The organism is Anaerotaenia torta (assembly GCF_050433395.1).
GTDB lineage: Bacteria > Bacillota > Clostridia > Lachnospirales > Lachnospiraceae > Mobilitalea > Mobilitalea torta.
Window position 1 is genome coordinate 79,565 of the sequence record NZ_JBNPXH010000002.1, and the last position, 15,743, is coordinate 95,307.

General features: G+C 41.1%; 16 protein-coding genes and 1 pseudogene. All 17 read right to left on the reverse strand.

All coding sequences use genetic code 11. The features are described 5' to 3' along the window. Positions 1-9 precede the first annotated feature (9 nt). Complete coding sequence (locus HNQ56_RS04235) at positions 10-666, reverse strand: polymorphic toxin type 30 domain-containing protein (RefSeq protein WP_429143156.1); 657 nt, start codon at positions 664-666, stop codon at positions 10-12. 77 nt (positions 667-743) lie between these two features. After that, the gene (locus HNQ56_RS04240; protein ID WP_429143158.1) at positions 744-1,571 is read right to left on the reverse strand and encodes a DUF3597 family protein; all 828 of its coding nucleotides are present in this window, start codon (positions 1,569-1,571) and stop codon (positions 744-746) included. Between the two features lie 105 nt (positions 1,572-1,676). Next, on the reverse strand, positions 1,677-2,243 hold the full coding sequence (locus HNQ56_RS04245) for a hypothetical protein (protein WP_429143160.1): 567 nt from the start codon (positions 2,241-2,243) through the stop codon (positions 1,677-1,679). Continuing rightward, entirely contained in the window at positions 2,240-5,020 is a 2,781-nt protein-coding gene (locus HNQ56_RS04250) for an RHS repeat-associated core domain-containing protein (protein WP_429143162.1), read from the reverse strand. Before HNQ56_RS04250 ends, HNQ56_RS04245 begins: the two co-directional genes overlap by 4 nt. A gap of 241 nt (positions 5,021-5,261) precedes the next feature. Further along, a complete protein-coding gene (locus HNQ56_RS04255; protein ID WP_429143164.1) occupies positions 5,262-5,708 on the reverse strand; it encodes a CPCC family cysteine-rich protein in 447 nt (148 codons plus the stop codon). Then, positions 5,695-6,015, reverse strand: coding sequence for a hypothetical protein (locus HNQ56_RS04260; RefSeq protein ID WP_429143165.1), 321 nt, complete (start codon positions 6,013-6,015; stop codon positions 5,695-5,697). Before HNQ56_RS04260 ends, HNQ56_RS04255 begins: the two co-directional genes overlap by 14 nt. A gap of 11 nt (positions 6,016-6,026) precedes the next feature. Continuing rightward, complete coding sequence (locus tag HNQ56_RS04265) at positions 6,027-6,347, reverse strand: polymorphic toxin type 37 domain-containing protein (RefSeq protein WP_429143820.1); 321 nt, start codon at positions 6,345-6,347, stop codon at positions 6,027-6,029. 78 nt (positions 6,348-6,425) lie between these two features. Beyond that, positions 6,426-6,968: pseudogene (locus HNQ56_RS04270) on the reverse strand (transposase); the annotation flags it as partial. Beyond that, positions 6,958-8,115 carry a bifunctional DNA primase/polymerase gene (locus HNQ56_RS04275; RefSeq protein ID WP_429143167.1) on the reverse strand — a complete coding sequence of 386 codons (1,158 nt, stop codon included), beginning with the start codon at positions 8,113-8,115 and terminating at the stop codon, positions 6,958-6,960. The gene HNQ56_RS04275 and the pseudogene HNQ56_RS04270, both read right to left, overlap by 11 nt. 129 nt (positions 8,116-8,244) lie before the next feature. After that, positions 8,245-8,385 carry a hypothetical protein gene (locus HNQ56_RS04280; RefSeq protein ID WP_429143168.1) on the reverse strand — a complete coding sequence of 47 codons (141 nt, stop codon included), beginning with the start codon at positions 8,383-8,385 and terminating at the stop codon, positions 8,245-8,247. Further along, a complete protein-coding gene (locus HNQ56_RS04285; protein ID WP_429143169.1) occupies positions 8,369-8,944 on the reverse strand; it encodes a hypothetical protein in 576 nt (191 codons plus the stop codon). Before HNQ56_RS04285 ends, HNQ56_RS04280 begins: the two co-directional genes overlap by 17 nt. A gap of 340 nt (positions 8,945-9,284) precedes the next feature. Continuing rightward, on the reverse strand, positions 9,285-9,533 hold the full coding sequence (locus tag HNQ56_RS04290) for a hypothetical protein (protein ID WP_429143171.1): 249 nt from the start codon (positions 9,531-9,533) through the stop codon (positions 9,285-9,287). Between the two features lie 393 nt (positions 9,534-9,926). After that, entirely contained in the window at positions 9,927-11,165 is a 1,239-nt protein-coding gene (locus tag HNQ56_RS04295) for an IS110 family RNA-guided transposase (protein WP_429143173.1), read from the reverse strand. A gap of 1,510 nt (positions 11,166-12,675) precedes the next feature. Beyond that, on the reverse strand, positions 12,676-13,137 hold the full coding sequence (locus tag HNQ56_RS04300; protein WP_429143174.1) for a hypothetical protein: 462 nt from the start codon (positions 13,135-13,137) through the stop codon (positions 12,676-12,678). Between the two features lie 80 nt (positions 13,138-13,217). Then, entirely contained in the window at positions 13,218-13,526 is a 309-nt protein-coding gene (locus HNQ56_RS04305) for a colicin D domain-containing protein (protein ID WP_429143176.1), read from the reverse strand. A 77-nt stretch (positions 13,527-13,603) separates the two neighbouring features. After that, positions 13,604-14,587: an IS110 family RNA-guided transposase gene (locus HNQ56_RS04310; RefSeq protein WP_429143178.1), complete on the reverse strand. Its 984-nt coding sequence runs from the start codon at positions 14,585-14,587 to the stop codon at positions 13,604-13,606. A gap of 698 nt (positions 14,588-15,285) precedes the next feature. Then, positions 15,286-15,741 (reverse strand): hypothetical protein, encoded by a 456-nt coding sequence (locus tag HNQ56_RS04315; protein WP_429143180.1) that lies wholly within the window; start codon positions 15,739-15,741, stop codon positions 15,286-15,288. Positions 15,742-15,743: the final 2 nt, after the last annotated feature.

Genomic DNA, 15,743 nt, shown 5'->3' on the forward strand with positions numbered 1-15,743 from the left:
TTAGAATATCTACCATCCGAAAACAAATGCCGGTTGAGTAAAAGACGTAAAGTTTGGAATCGTAGGATTTATAGGCATAACATATGTATAAGCATCACTATTTCCATCAATGAATCGCTTTCCTGTATCATGCCAAACATTCTTCTTATCAAAATATCCTGAGTATGTATCCCCTTTTGTATCGACTCTCCGTAGATCTCCAGATTCATTCGCAAGTATTTTGTCAGTTTCTGATAAACCTCCTCCCTGTCCACCTCCATTTATCGGTGGCGTTTTATCGTTATCGTCATCACCATGATTATCATAAGGATTCTGAATTTCTATATGCGTACTATTTGCTTGTTTCGCATCATACATAGGGCTTCTCTCGTTAACCACATTATCTTTTACCCATTGCCCTTCACTATTTATGTACCATTTACCATTTCCAAAACCAGATTTTTTAATACGTAGAGTCCAACCTTTTGAAGAATTACTGCCCTCCGGAGCTCTAGTATTAGCTTCATGTGCCAATAGTTCATATTTAATACCATTGTCTGACCATTTAACCCTTATACCATCCTTTAAACTACTGTCAGGGGTGAAAGGCTTAATTTCTGCACCGGCCGGTACTCTTGATAATACATTACCTAATGTTAATCCACTTATTCCATTAAAATCACCCACATTTCCTGTTCCTAGCATTTGGGAACTAATCGTTACAAAACCACCAGGCGGAATATATGTATGATTATTAGGTACTACTATGTTAGAAGATTTTCTCCCTTTTTCTTCCTTTCTCCTGCTACCCTTTTTGTCTCAGCCGCCTTTTCTTCTGCTACTTTCTTTGCTGAATTGTCCGCTACAACCTTTTTTTCCTCTTTCTGCTTCTGTAACATTTTCAACATCTGTGTATTCTGTATAGCACTCCCCTTGTAGTTCTTTATACCCAGCTCCTTTGCTATTTCTTTTCTTGCCGCATAACTGCTGTCCTGCTTCTGAGCTTTCAAGTAGTCCACAACAGAACCTGCCACATGTCCTGAGGGATCTATGACGTACTGGATCAGCCCGGACTGGTTTTCCTTCTCCTTCTTTTCCGTGATCCAGTTTCCGGCCCGATCATAGGTATAGGAGGTCTTCATTTCTCCCGGTTCCTTCACTGTGCTCAGGCGGTTCAGTGCATCATAGCTATATTCCGTCGTTCCCTTTGCCCCTGTCTTCGTCAGCTGGTTTCCTGCCCCGTCATAGGTATAAGTATAGTAGGACAGGGTGCTTCCGTTACTTCCTTTATTGGTCAGGCTGACGATCTGGTTTTTGTTGTCATAACTGTAGGACTGGATGGTTCCGTCCGGATAGGTGATACTCTTTTTCGTTCCGTTGGGGTAGTAGGCATAGACGGTGGTCTCTGTCCCGGTCTTTACATTCCACAGCCTTCCTGCCTTGTCATATATCTTCTCTGTTATATTCCCCTTGGGATCGGTGGTACGCTCCCCATAGGTTCCTGCTTCGCTTCCCGCCAGATCATAGACATAAGTACTCTTTCCCATGTGGGGAACACTCTTGCTTATGGTACGGTTTAACGCGTCATACATCCTATTAAACCTTCCTAGGTCACCGAGCCATCATCTATATTTTAACTGTCTTTATAAGTGATAATTGAGTTTTTATAATATATAAAAACTCATCTCTTATATATTTCACTTTTCTAATCCTTCAATTATATTTGCGCACTCTTCAACCCATTGCCTGACAGTAGCGCTATCAACCTCAATTACTTCTAACACCTGATAATTATTTAAAAATTCATTAAACTCAATATAGTTGTCATCCGGTGTCGGTTCTAAAAAAATCCATTTATAATCAGGACTAATTTCAATAAATATTTTTTTTCCAATATTATATACCCATGTTGATTTTAAAAACTCACTTGTGGTATGCCATAGCGAATAAGGAGAAGTTGTATCCTCTTCATCTGCATTAATAATATTTGCAATATTATAGCAAATTATATTCCACCTATATCCCAAACCATGAGGTATTGATGCTGGGTCAATCTGAAGTTCAAAATCAACCGCTTTTAATAACATATTTCTAAATGCAGTTATTCCTTCACACAAAAAATCTTTAAATAAGATAAAATTATTTTGATTAATGTGCGCTATCACTTCTATTTCATCAAAGAAATAGAGGGTGTTTGAATCATTATATGTTAATATCTCAATATCTTTACCAGGTGCTAGGTTCAATTTTAATAAAGCTCTCATTTTAATATTTTCCCCTTTCTATTAGTTAAACCTCCTTTAACCAGTGCATTTTGCATATCTTGTGTTAATCCATCCCATGTTCTCACATGTCCATGAAAAACTCCATTTCCGGTTTCATCAAGAACAACTATCTCTCCTTCACTAACACCTACTCTTCGTGTTGTTGTATCAGGATTTACAGGGACTGATCCATCTAATGCCGCCTGGCCATCTTTGGGTTTTTTACTCTTGGTAGAGTTACCAACATTACCATGATATGGGGCATCTTCATAAGTTCCATTGGGTTGGTCTGTTTTCTCCTCAAAATCCCCCTCAGTCTTCTCTTCTCCCTTTTCTTTTTGTTGTGGCACGGAATCCACTTTTCCTTTAACACCATTTGATGGCACAGAGCCTGCTGTGCTTGTTTCTCGTTTAGGCGGATTTCCAGGTACCGGATTGTTTTTAATATCTGCTGCGGGCCTTATTTCCGTGGTTTTCTTATCAATTACTTCCGTAGAGGGTTTCGCTGGAATGGAATGAGGAGCATCCGTTGTACCCTTAACTTTTGTACCATCAGATATTCTCAACCCGAATATTGAAAGGAACTGTTTTCCTAACTCTTTTATTATCTCTTTTGGCGAGGTATCTATAGATATATCCGGAATATAAGGGATGAACACTGGATTATAAGGTATCGCTGGTGCGAAGGCAGCTACAGTTACCGCTCGGTGTCCGCTCGGATCATCATATACAATCGGATTATTCACGCAATAGCTATACAAGTTCAGACTCAACGGATCATTCCTCTTACCGGTATAGGTATCCTCCGTGATAAATCTCGCCGTCATACTGTCATAGTACCTTGCATTCAGGTAATACAGTCCGCTTTCCTTATCATACTGGTAGCCCGCATAAGTTATGTTATTATCCGCTTCCCCTGTCTGGCTCAGAATGTTTCCAAAGGCATCATAGTCATAGGTCGCAGCCAGGCTTCCCTTTTTGTCCAGCAGTCCGGTTACATCCCCGTGGGCATTGTACAGATAGTAATACTGCTCTGCCTTTTCCCCTTTCACTCTTCTGGTGAGCAGATTGGTTCCATACCCCTGGTAAGCAGTCTCCGCTCCAGTAGCATCCGTCTCCAGTACCACCTTGTCCCATTCATAGAGATAACGGGTGGTCTTTCCTCCGCTGGTCTTCTCCACACGGTAACCCTGGGCATTGTAGACATAGCTGCTGGTACTGTCCTTCTCTTTGGACTGGATCAGCTGGTTGAAATGGTTGTAGGTATAGAGGCTGATTTCCAAGGCTCCGGTTCCGGCCTGGCTGTCTCTCTGGATCGTAAGCCCGAAGCCCGGCAGGTTTTCTCCCTGGCGGATGCCGTCGTTCTGTTCCGGTGCTCCGGTCTGGCTGCCTTCTTCACCCTGCCCAGTCTCCCCGGTCTGACTCTCCCCTGCTTCTCCTGCCTTTACCTCCGCTTTGTTCTTCATCCGGCTGATCATATTTCCGTTGCTGTCATAGGTATAGATGGTTTCCGTTCCGTCCGAAGACAGGGTGGAGACCAGGCGGTTCCGGCTGTCATAGACGTACTGGACCAGCCCGGATTGATTTTCCTTTTCCTTCTTTTCTGTGATCCGGTTTCCGGCCCGGTCATAGGTATAGGAGGTCTTCATCCCATCCGGTTCCTTCACTGTACCCAGGCGGTTCAGTGCATCATAGCTATATTCCGTCGTTCCTTTTGCTTCTGTCTTCGTCAGCTGGTTTCCTGCCCCGTCATAGGTATAAGTATAGTAGGACAGGGTGCTTCCGTTACTTCCTTTATTGGTCAGGCTGACGATCTGGTTTTTGTTGTCATAACTGTAGGACTGGATGGTTCCGTCCGGATAGGTGATACTCTTTTTCGTTCCGTTGGGATAGTAGGCATTGACGGTGGTCTCTGCCCCTGTCTTTACCTCCCACAGCCTTCCTGCCTTGTCATATATCTTCTCTGTTATATTCCCCTTGGGATCGGTGGTACGCTCCCCATAGGTTCCCGCTTCGCTTCCCGCCAGATCATAGACATAAGTACTCTTTCCCATGTGGGGAACACTCTTGCTTATGGTACGGTTTAACGCGTCATACGTCCTTACCGTGGTGCCGGAGGCATCCTCCATGGTCAGGAGATTCCCGTTGGCATCATAGGTGGAACGGATGGCTTCCCCTCCTGCATCTTCCAGGATGACTCTTCCCAGAAAATCATAGGCATAGACGGTTACGACCTGGTTCCGGTCCGTTTTGGATGCCAGTCTGCCCTCACTGTCATAGGTATAGCGTTCCTCTGAATCCGCCTTGCCGGAAGGATCCTTCTTGACACTCACAAGGTTCCTTACGTTATAGCGGTAGGTGGTACAGTTTCCGTTGCCGTCAGTCTGGCTCAGAAGATTTCCCACGCTGTCATAGGTATAGACAGTCTCATTCCCAAGAGCATCCGTTACACTGAGCAGACGGTCTGCCCCGTCATAGGTATAGTGCGTTTTATTTCCCCTGCCGTCGGTCTGGGTGATGACATTGCCCCGGGTATCGTATTCCCTGGCGGTAAGGTATCCTTCCCCGTCCCGTGTTCCGGTCCGGCGCAGATCCTTGTCGTAGAGGAATTCCGTCTTATGGTGCAGGGCATCGTAGGATACGGTCTGGGCATTGGCGTCGTTATAGAGGATCTGCTGGATGATCTCCCCGCTAAAATCCCTGATTTCGGTCAGCCGGTTGATTCCATCATACACCTGCTGCTTCTCGCTGCCAAGGCAATTTTTTTCCGTCCACAAGTTGTATCGCAGGTTAATTTACGGGCAGCCAAATAGGTGAATATGATTTTGCGAAAAATACTTGAAGGTTATCCATTATTTATATACTTATTTTAATAGCTAATTTTAAATAGAATGCAGAAAAAAGGTCACAGCAGCCGAAACTGTGTGACCAATGTTCAATAAATAACTATTGTTGTAACGATTCCACTTTATTACCTTATTATATAACAGCTACTTTCATTGACACTTAACCGCTATATTACTCTTCCGTATTCTCAAAATAAAGTTCTACATTATTTGATAAAAGTTTTTTTAAACAATCCATGTGGCAGAATAACTGCTGCTCTTGTTGAAGTTCTTCACTTTTATCCCAATTAGCAACCACTATTAAACTTGTAACGTCAATATTATTTGAGGTTATTATTTCATTACAAAAGCAACATTGATATTTATTATTTTTCAAGCAAATCTCATCTTTCGAGGCTTTTCGAACATATCCTAAACAATCAGCCGAAATTGCGCCTATCCTTTCATAATACTCACGAGCTTTATTCAGACTAATATCGTTTGCTCCACCTTCATAATCTGGATCATCAAATTGCACATTGTCATCCTCCCAATAACACACTGGACAAATTTCAAATGTTCCTGGTGGTTCACTACTTAATGTTCGATTGCCACAACATACACATTTATATTTTCCCATACAAAATAATCTCCTTTATATAATTTGTTTTGACATGTTCTACTATATCTTGCCATTCATATTCACATACAAAAAGACGTTGCGTTGCGGAATACAACTTTCCTTCTTTTGTCCGAAATTTTATAAACCACTGGAGATATTCTTGTTTCGTATTACTGTCTTTAAAAAAATCAACAAAATATACTACTTCCCCTATTTCAAATTCTCGCGCAAATTCCCAATCAAATTCCACACCATCTTCACATGCAACAAAGTTAGCTATTATAACAATTGGGTCATTTTCTAACGATTCCGTTATGATACTCATATCTTCACTCCTTATTTAAAGTTATCTTTTCCGTTATTGACTTCTCCTGCATTTTCACTACTTTCAGGATTTACATTTGTATGTGAGCCATCTTTATGAGTAACATCCCAATGCGGATTACCAACTTTAGCTCCTTGCTTATCCATCGTCCACTCATTACCATATTTATCTATTACCTCACCCTTAGGACCCTTCTTTAATACTGGATTCCCTGCCTTATCAACTGGTGGTTCAAATGGATGCTTTCCTGTTGTAGGAAATTCATTCCACGGGTACCTATTTGGTATAGAATTTACCGTAGAATTACCCGCTCCCTCACTACAAGGACTAATACCATTATATTATTTCCGCTCCAATTACTCAATAAAAAAAGAAAATACTTCCAAGGCTTTTAAGCCCACATTTTTAAATCAGTTCTTTTCGTCAACTTTTTCATACGGTCTGTATTCTGTCTTGGTCTTCATCATACCGTAAATAATCCTCACCAACCGCCTTGCCACGCACACAAGCGCCTGCGGCTTGTTCTTGCCCTCTTTGACCTTGTATTCGAAGTATTCCCGAAATACAGGGTGTCGTGCAAGGAAGTGAAATATCGCATTCAATGTCCTGTTACCATTCCTGCACCTTTGGTCTTTGCCTTTTCCGGCAGAACTAAACTTCACAGGAGCCAAGCCCATAAATTGAGCCAGTTTGTCGGAGTCAGGAAAGCGATTGATATCACCAATTTCAGAGATTAATTGTGCCTCAGTTACAAGGTCTATTCCCTGCATGGTATGTAGCTTGTAGCCTGTTAACGGTAGAAGCTTTCGCAATTCCTCATCGATTTCAACTATCAGTTCCTTGTTATGCTTGATTTCCTTCACGATATTTCTGACAATAAAATCCCTTTCCGGCTGATAGTCCTTCCTTGTGTCTCCATCCTTTTCAATCATGGCTATAATCTCATGGATCAGCATCAAGGTCATCAGGTGAAATGATCAATCCTTCGAGATTTGAAGCCACGTCAATCATGGCTTTCAACTTTCCTGCATTCTCTGACAGCATCGCATGACGAACCAGCTCCTTCCTTGTGGCTTCGTCCTCTATCTGGCTTGCATCAGTAAGCATAACCCTAGCTGTTTTTATGGCAAATTGCATCAGTTCACCTGTTTCTCTCCTCCAGTAAATGCCGTCATATACCAGCCAGTACTTGAAAGCTGGACAGTATCTAATGATTTCACCAAACCTGTCACGAAGTCTCTCAGCATTTCCACTATCGGTTCTGTGATAATACTTCTTCTGTGGAGAATTTGGCTGGTATCGGCTAACACTATGTGCAATAACTTTAACCTCCACCTCATCAAGTGGCGGATTACATCTCGCAATATTTTCAGCAAGCAATGCTGCATAGATGCTTTCTTCTGTCATTCCCCTAGCTCTCATGGTTCCTGCAAGGCTTGTGAGTGTGCTATTGCGGCTTCCCTCATCAATTGTTACTGAAATACTGCGAACTGCTTTATTCGGCTTACTAAAGGGTACAAGCGTTGATTTCTCCTCCATAAGTTTTAATAACCACTCTGGAGCTTCTGCCGGTATTATGTCAAAGGGCGAATGCTCTGCTAACCATTGATACCGATTACCGCTTGTATGAACACTTGGTGTTGCTACTATCAAACCCCCTGTTGAGCGAGTATCAAGTCCCGGTGCAAACTTTACTTTATTCGGAATGTTTCTGCCCTGAGGATGCTTAAATACATAGTGCTTGCCACCACTACCAGTAATAGCAGTAACAGTATCCGGTAGTTTTCCATTTGTAGCTTCCAGTTCTGCCAGAGTTGCACCACCGCCATCATCTACATCAAGTACTAGCAAACCGGACTTTTCGCCTGTGGGAATGCCTATATTGGCATTTGGCTTAATTGTCCACCATCGTGTAATCTGCTGAGTATCTGTAGTGGAATTTTTGTACCAACCACTATAAATCGGATGCTTTCCCTTACTGTCACATTTCTGACCTTTCCTGCAAGAACAGGAGCCATCCTCACAAATCCAGTACAGTGGCATGATTGGGATATTTGCCTCTGCATATTTTAAAGCTGCCTCAATCATTATATTTTCCATGTTACTTCTCACCCCCTGTCTTGTCGGAATAAAATAAGAGCCGACAAATAGTTTTTTAAGACTATCTGCCAGGCTCTATAGGTGAGTCATCTGCTCCCTTTGTGGCTCTGTGCCAGATCTATTCAATTTTCACACCGCCTTCTCAAGCTTTACTTCAAAGACTTTCTTGCACTCCGGACATTTGATTACTACATCTGCATAATTGGCATCAAATACTCTGTGATTGCAGTGAGGGCAACGAACGATATACACTTTACTGCTTTTTGCCACTACCTTTACCTCCTTTGAATTTTTCCAAAGCTTCTGATTCACTTATCTCATTTTCCCAGTAGGCAAATGTGTTCCTGTCATGCTCTCTTGGAACACAGCCGTATTTGTATTTGTACTTTTCATAAAAAGCGTTATCTTCATTTCTAAGTGGTAATCCGGTACTAACCTCTCTGTCAAGAGCAGCAATCCGTTCTTTTGCTTCTGCATCAAAAGCCATCTGATAAGCCATTTCATACAGTTCCCTTGGTGCGATTGTTCCATCTTCTGTAGTTGAAAACTCGATAAGTACCTCGGGATTACTTCCCCACACCGCTGTTTTGGCAGCGTCCTGTGCCCAACGCTTGATAGTCATGTTCTGTAATGCTGTCCACATTGGAACCTTCATCTTCTCGCTATACGCTTCAAGCTTCTTGTAAAACACCTTGTCAAAACTGATCATCATGCCGATAGCTTTGATTATCATTTCATTTCTTGACATACCGAGTGCTTTTGCTGCTTCATCCATAGCTTCTATTTCTGGACTATCTTTTGTAAGGCGAATGTTAATTAAATCAGCCATTAATGATTACCTCCATTACTATTTGATGTTATAAGTATATCATATTTACCTATTAATGTAAATACATAATTTACATTATTTGTAATTACCTTGGTGTAATGCAAACAGATTGGTCACATCAGTTTCAACGTCTCGTAATTTATACTTAAATCTCCTCCCCATATACTTTATCTGATGTCTCTCAAAAAGTGTCCAATTTTTATGATTTATGTTACTTTTTAGCTCAACTGTAGAATACATATATTTTATCGCATTGAAAAAGGCCACAACAGCCGAAACTGTGTGACCTATGTTGTAAAATTCATATAATAATTATTTTTATTCTTAAGCTGATACTACATTATGTCATAAAAATATCACCAATATCATCTATTAATTTTTCAAGAACTACTCCATATTCATTAACATTATCATCCTTATCAAAACCACTAATCATTAATTCGTCGCAAACTATTTCACGTAAATCATTATAAATTTCCTCCGTTATTTTAGATTCATTCTCTTGCTCCAGCGTCCATAAAAACGAATCATTATGTTTTATTATGCATTGTTTTAATAATTCGATTGAGTCTTGTGCTAATCCTTTCATATTTTTCTTACCTCCACCATTTCGAACCCTTAGCGTATGTCGTAACTACCTCGCCTGCTTCGTTTAATACTACAACAGCTTTATCACTTACATATTTATATTTAGTACCATAAGCATCCTGCTGTACTTCAACTTTATTAGGATTTTCAACTGTATCATTTATAGCTTCTTCTGATACACCTCTTCCTCCGTCACGTCCTTCAGCTTGTTCTTTACCATGATTTGTATACCCTGTAATTTCACCTTTTGCTCCTGGACAATCTTTTGCATCATTTCCCTCTTGAGTATTACCCGCTCCCTCAGGTGGAAGAATATATATATCAGATTAAGGTTGAGAACCCGCATTCACTTTTAAAAATTATAGCATAGTTTCATTCTCTACTGTAACAATCATTACTGTTCTTCTGCGGCATGATCTTCAACCACAAAAGGGCGATACTCCGTCTTATTTTTCATTATGCCGTAAATTATGTTTACTAAGCGACGCATAATACAGACCAACGCCTGTGATTTCGTCTTGCCTTCACTGATTTTACGCTGATAATAGGCGTAAAATATAGGCTGATTCGGCTTTCCTGTCCTTGGAACCGTGACCATGGAAACCGCCAGAAAGTAAAACAATCCGTGCAGCTCACGGTTACCCTGTTTTGAACTTTGCTCCTTGCCTTTGCCGCCGGAGCTGAACTTTATTGGTGCTATTCCTGCATATCGAGCCAGTTTATCAGCATTTGCAAAACGACGTATGTCTCCGATTTCGGCAATCAGTTTGCTTGCTGTGGCAATACTGATGCCCGGTATTGTGGTTAGTTTGTAATCAAAATACTCCAGCATTCTTTCGATTTCACGATCAATCAGGGCTAATTCTTCCTTCTGCTGCTCAAGGCAGCGCGCAAGGCTTTGCGTGATAAAATCCCTTGATTCCTGATATTCCCGTATCGTGTCACCGTCATTATAAACACATTCAAATATCAATTCAATCTTACTTTTTCTTGTATTGGACGCAATCGCTTTGAATTCTTCAAACAGTTCATCAACGGCTTTATTCCGCAGATAGATAGGCGACGGATAGTTTTTCCAAAAATACAGAGCCGTCTTCCGGTCAATATCACAGAAAAATTTATGATAGCTTGGGTAGGCAACTGAAACCTGCTCATGTAAACCATTTTTCAGCCGGATACCGTCTTTAACAAGGGTATCCCGGCGGTTGACAAGCTGGGACAGCGTCCAATGGTTGTCCTCCGGCTTGGCATCGGGCAGGGTATGAAGCTGGTTGATCAGCACCGTCGCCACACAGTAAGCATCATGCTCGTCATTTTTCTTCATCATGGGCGCACTTTTGCGCTGGTCATAAGCCAGGGACGGATTAACATCCTTCACCGTATAACCTTTTTCAATTAGCCAGACTGCAAGGCTCCTGCCATAGCCGTAGGCATTTTCCAATCCGTAAATCGGTGACAAATTCAGCTGTAAGGCCACCCTGTCAACCTTCTTCGCCAGCTTAACAAACTCGCTGGGCTTGTTTTCAATCACAATAACGTCGAGTTTCTCATTCCAGCAATTCACCAGAACAGCGGTATGGGTGTCCTTATGCAAGTCCATACCGACATAGAGGTAATTTTCTCTTCTCTGCATATCATCCCTTCTCTTTTCCTGCATCCTCATAAAGCCCCGAGTACCGGCAACCTCAGATGATAGCCTTCGTTCATAAGAACGGGCAAGGGCGCGACAGCCTATCTACCGCAAGACTTACCGTTTCAAACAGGTTATTTGCTTTGGTGTGTGATGTTAACTCTGTTTGAAATTTATTGCAAGTCATTTATATGGTTTGTCTCCAAGCTGTCACATTCAGAAAAAGAAAAAAGGAAGAATTTTCGTACCCCCTTATACCCCCCTCTGGCACAAATTTTACCACAGGTGGTTTTCTTTGAAAAGAGGGGTTCATAGGGGTTCACAAATATTTTTTTCTTTCAGCCGTATCCACCCTCAATCTTACCCCTGTAACCCACGGTAATGCCTTGTGTCCCCTTTAAACAGAAGGATGGGGGATGAATGCCCTCGGCACTCAATTTAAGCTTGTCGTGCCGATTTAAGGACAGGCAAATAGCGTAAATCCTTGGTAGAAAAAAGAGCAGGATAAAGCGAGGTGGTCGCAAGCGGCCCCTCGCAGCCACAAACGCCGGCAGTGCCGGCGTTATAGCGGTTCGCTTAGGGTGCTGTAAAACGGTTTTTGTGCTGTGCAGGGTGCTGTGAATGGCGAGAAACCCGCATTTATAGCTGTTTTTATAGGTGCTGTGTAGGGGGTCATGATGTGCGGAAATCCGCATTTGTCAAGGAACACGTAGGGATCATTGCTGACCCAGCCATGAGATGTTATTCATTATGTGATATTAACTTTTTAGTTCTTTCGTTAAATTCCTCTATATTATCCGGATTGTACAATGCAATCGTTAACTCATGCTCATAATTCGAATCATTAATATGACTATGGTCGTTAAATATTTTCTGAGATATTAACCTCTCAAGATCATCTCTCAACTCGCTTGCTTCTTGAATTGTAAGCAACAATAGAGCATTTTTCATTGATTTATTGCAGTCCTCATTTAAGAATTCTCATTTATACCCTCCTCGTATAATAAGTTTATAGACCTCAATCAAAGAGGCTATAGACTTATTTTTTATGCTGTAGGTATTAAATGAATTGTTGGTCATCTTGTCATACCTACATTATTAATAAGTTGCTTTATAGTCATGGTCCCAGATGTTACAATTAAGTTCATAAGAACTGTAGCTGTGGTCACTGCTTTCATCCTCCAGCAAAACATTTTGTTATTGCCAAGAAAGCCTGCAGCCCTAATGCTACGCTAAGACTTATTACACAAATGCTGCATTCCGGTATCTAGCCACCAGCAGGGTATTTCTTACCGGATAATGCTAATAACGCGAGGGTTAGGGTGGCGTAGTGTTCTGGGACAAACCATGATTACATTCTTTTTCCTCAATGTGACCGTGAGGATTATTGTGTGGAGAAGTATTATTTATATCAAATCTTATTCTTTTGGTTCCATCACCTGACAGAGGGACGGGGTTTCTGTCACATCTATTTACGGCTTTTGTTATGCCATCAAAAGTGATGTCATGGTAATTATAAAATATCTTGAGCCTCTTTATAAAAAATGCAGTTGATGTTATCATCGCTAAAAATTTGTTGACCAACGCCATAGTCCTGTCCAACCCTAAAAAACACAATTGGAAATTTCTTCATAAATTCTTTATCAAATTCCAAAATGCTTTTTTTATTCTCAGTTAAATAATAAGTTAGCTCATAAACACCTGTTGCAACCCTAACACTATGCATTCCTTGAAAAACCGAACTGACAAATTGAGATAAACGAGAAAATACATCATTAAAATTATCTGGTATAATAACAAAATCAAAAATACTTAGCCTAAATTCAACAAAATCCTTTTCGTCATCATTGAAAAATTCAATAACACTTTTTTTGTTAAAATTATCATATAACTCAAACTTTTTCGTTAATTTATTAATTGAACTTTCGTCATTTTCTCCTTTACAACAAAAGAATGTTATTTCAAAAGATTCCATAGTCTTCCCTCCTAATTTTAGAAGCTTTATTGGCTAAACATTAGTTGTTTAGCCAATAAAGCATATATCACTTAAAAACGCTATTGAACATTACCGTTCTTTAACAAATTTGTTATTTGTTGTGGACTTAATTTCCAACCTGCAACAAAATTACCAGCCGAATCAACCATTGCGTTAACTCCTGTAGCAGGATCGTAGTAATGAGTTACATTTATTGTCCCTCTATAGGTGCCTTTAATTGGATTAGTAACACTATTTATATGATTTTTAATAGCAGTATTAAATACTTCTCCACTTGCTTTATTCCAATTTCCAGTAACACCAAAATCACTTGAATGCTTAAACTCATGCTGTAGCTTTGATAAAGGTATATCATTTATCTTCCCCACACCCTCAGGTGGAAGAATCTATATCTCAGATTAAGGTTGGGAACCCATATTCAATTTCAAAAATAATCTCAATGCTGCTACTGTTCTTCTACAACATGATCTTCAACCACAAAGGGCCGATACTCCGTCTTGTTCTTCATCATCCCGTAAACAATGTTGACCAATCGTCGCATAATACAGACCAACGCTTGGGGTTTTGTCTTGCCTTCGCTGATTTTACGCTGATAATAGGAGTAAAATACAGGCTGATTCGGCTTTCCTGTCTTGGGAACCGTGACCATGGATACCGCCAGAAAATAAAATAATCCGTGCAGCTCACGGTTTCCTTGTTTTGAGCTTTGCTCCTTGCCTTTGCCGCCGGAACTGAACTTGATGGGTGCAATCCCTGCATAACGGGCGAGTTTATCCTCACTGGGAAAACGGCGTATATCCCCGATTTCGGCAATCAGCTTACTTGCTGTGGCTATGCTGACGCCCGGTATGGTTGTGAGTTTATAGTCAAAATACCTCAGCATCTTTTCGATTTCACAATCGACTAAAGCTATTTCTTCCTTTTGCTGCTCCAAACAACGGGCAAGGCTTTGAGTGATAAAATCCCTGGACTCCTGGTACTCCCGTATTGTATCCCCATCATGATGGACACATTCAACTATGAATTCAATCTTACCTTTCGTTGTATTGGAGGCAATCGCTTTCAATTCTCCAAACAGCTCATCAATGGATTTATTCCGCAGATGGATGGGTGACGGATAGTGTTTCCAAAAATACAGTGCCGTCTTCCGGTCAATATCACAGAAAAATCTACGGTAGCTTGGGTAAGCAACAGAAACCTGCTCATGCAAACCGTTCTTCAGCCGAATACCCTCTTTGACAAGAGTGTCCCGGCGGTTGACCAGCTGGGACAGTGTCCAATGGTTATCCTCCGGTTTTGCGTCGGGCAGGGTATGAAGCTGGTTGATCAGCACCGTGGCCACGCAATAAGCGTCATGCTCATCGTTTTTCTTCATCATGGGTGCACTTTTGCGTTGATCGTAAGCCAAGGATGGGTTAACATCCTTCACTATCTACCGCAAGACTCACCGTTTCAAACAGGTTATTTGCTTTGGTGTGTGATGTTAACTCTGTCTGAACGTTATTGCAAGTTATTTCTTCGGTGAAGGCAAAATATATCGTGCAGAAAAAGAAAAAGGAGAAGGGTTTTCGGAATAAGCTTTACCCCCTTATACCCCCCTCTGGCGCAAATTTTACCATAGAGCAGATTTCCTGTAAATCCATGGTTCACCATGAACCATGGGATACAACCCAGTGTATATGTTCGTTATCGACAATCTACTGAGGCTGCGTATTTGTCATTTATATCTGATGCATCAGCAACAGCGATTTATGTGTTAAACGTGAGCAATTGTGTGCCCCTGTGTCCGCTTCTGGCAGCAAGGGTAGGGTAAACTTTGGCAACTTTGAAAACGAAATTGGCCGCCTTTTGCGGGAGAAACAAAAGCCCAAAATATCATCCCAAATAATCAGCCTGAACCATGGTGGACCTAGGGGTCGAAAACTGTGCAGGTTAAAGGCGGGTGCACCTCTGGGCGCACCCGCCGGTTCACAGCGCCCGGCAATGCCGACCGCTTGAGATTGTGAACAAACGATGTCCATTTTTCCTTGGGTAGCTGTAATTTGAACAATGTCCACCCTTTAAGTGTCTGTGATTGCTGCAAACTGGCTAAATTTCAAGCTTTTCAAGGTGTCTGTAAGGGTTCATCTATTCTAATTGTGGTTTAAGCCAAAGTGATTTTAATTTACTATTGTTGATTATAGCAATCGTATTCTCTGCAAATTTTATGGCAGTATCACTTTTTATTGTCTCACTTTCTCCAATACAAACCCATCCCGTTTGCGAATCAAATTTTGTAGTCCATCTTTCAATTCCGTTAAGTCTATACGTCATACCTGGTTGAATATCCCCTTCAACTATCAATTCACCTTCTATAAACTTAGGAATATTCAATGTTTCTTGAATCCAGCCCTCATATGGATGAAGTCCCCATATTTGTTGAACTGTCATAGTCTCTGAATCAACGCCAATATGTACATAACCCACTAATAGTGTAATATCTGCATTTCTACTCGGTACAAAGTCAAAAGAATTTTCACCTTTGTAATAAATAAGACTACCGAAGTGAAATTTTCCAGTTTCATTTATTACGAATTTAAACATAT

Coding starts and splice junctions, on each gene's coding strand:
- HNQ56_RS04240 (WP_429143158.1), bottom strand. CDS start 1,571: ATGTATGACGCGTTAAACCGTACCATAAGCAAGAGTGTTCCCCACATG.
- HNQ56_RS04245 (WP_429143160.1), bottom strand. CDS start 2,243: ATGAGAGCTTTATTAAAATTGAACCTAGCACCTGGTAAAGATATTGAG.
- HNQ56_RS04255 (WP_429143164.1), bottom strand. CDS start 5,708: ATGGGAAAATATAAATGTGTATGTTGTGGCAATCGAACATTAAGTAGT.
- HNQ56_RS04260 (WP_429143165.1), bottom strand. CDS start 6,015: ATGAGTATCATAACGGAATCGTTAGAAAATGACCCAATTGTTATAATA.
- HNQ56_RS04275 (WP_429143167.1), bottom strand. CDS start 8,115: ATGGAAAATATAATGATTGAGGCAGCTTTAAAATATGCAGAGGCAAAT.
- HNQ56_RS04285 (WP_429143169.1), bottom strand. CDS start 8,944: ATGGCTGATTTAATTAACATTCGCCTTACAAAAGATAGTCCAGAAATA.
- HNQ56_RS04290 (WP_429143171.1), bottom strand. CDS start 9,533: ATGAAAGGATTAGCACAAGACTCAATCGAATTATTAAAACAATGCATA.
- HNQ56_RS04295 (WP_429143173.1), bottom strand. CDS start 11,165: ATGCAGAGAAGAGAAAATTACCTCTATGTCGGTATGGACTTGCATAAG.
- HNQ56_RS04300 (WP_429143174.1), bottom strand. CDS start 13,137: ATGGAATCTTTTGAAATAACATTCTTTTGTTGTAAAGGAGAAAATGAC.
- HNQ56_RS04315 (WP_429143180.1), bottom strand. CDS start 15,741: ATGTTTAAATTCGTAATAAATGAAACTGGAAAATTTCACTTCGGTAGT.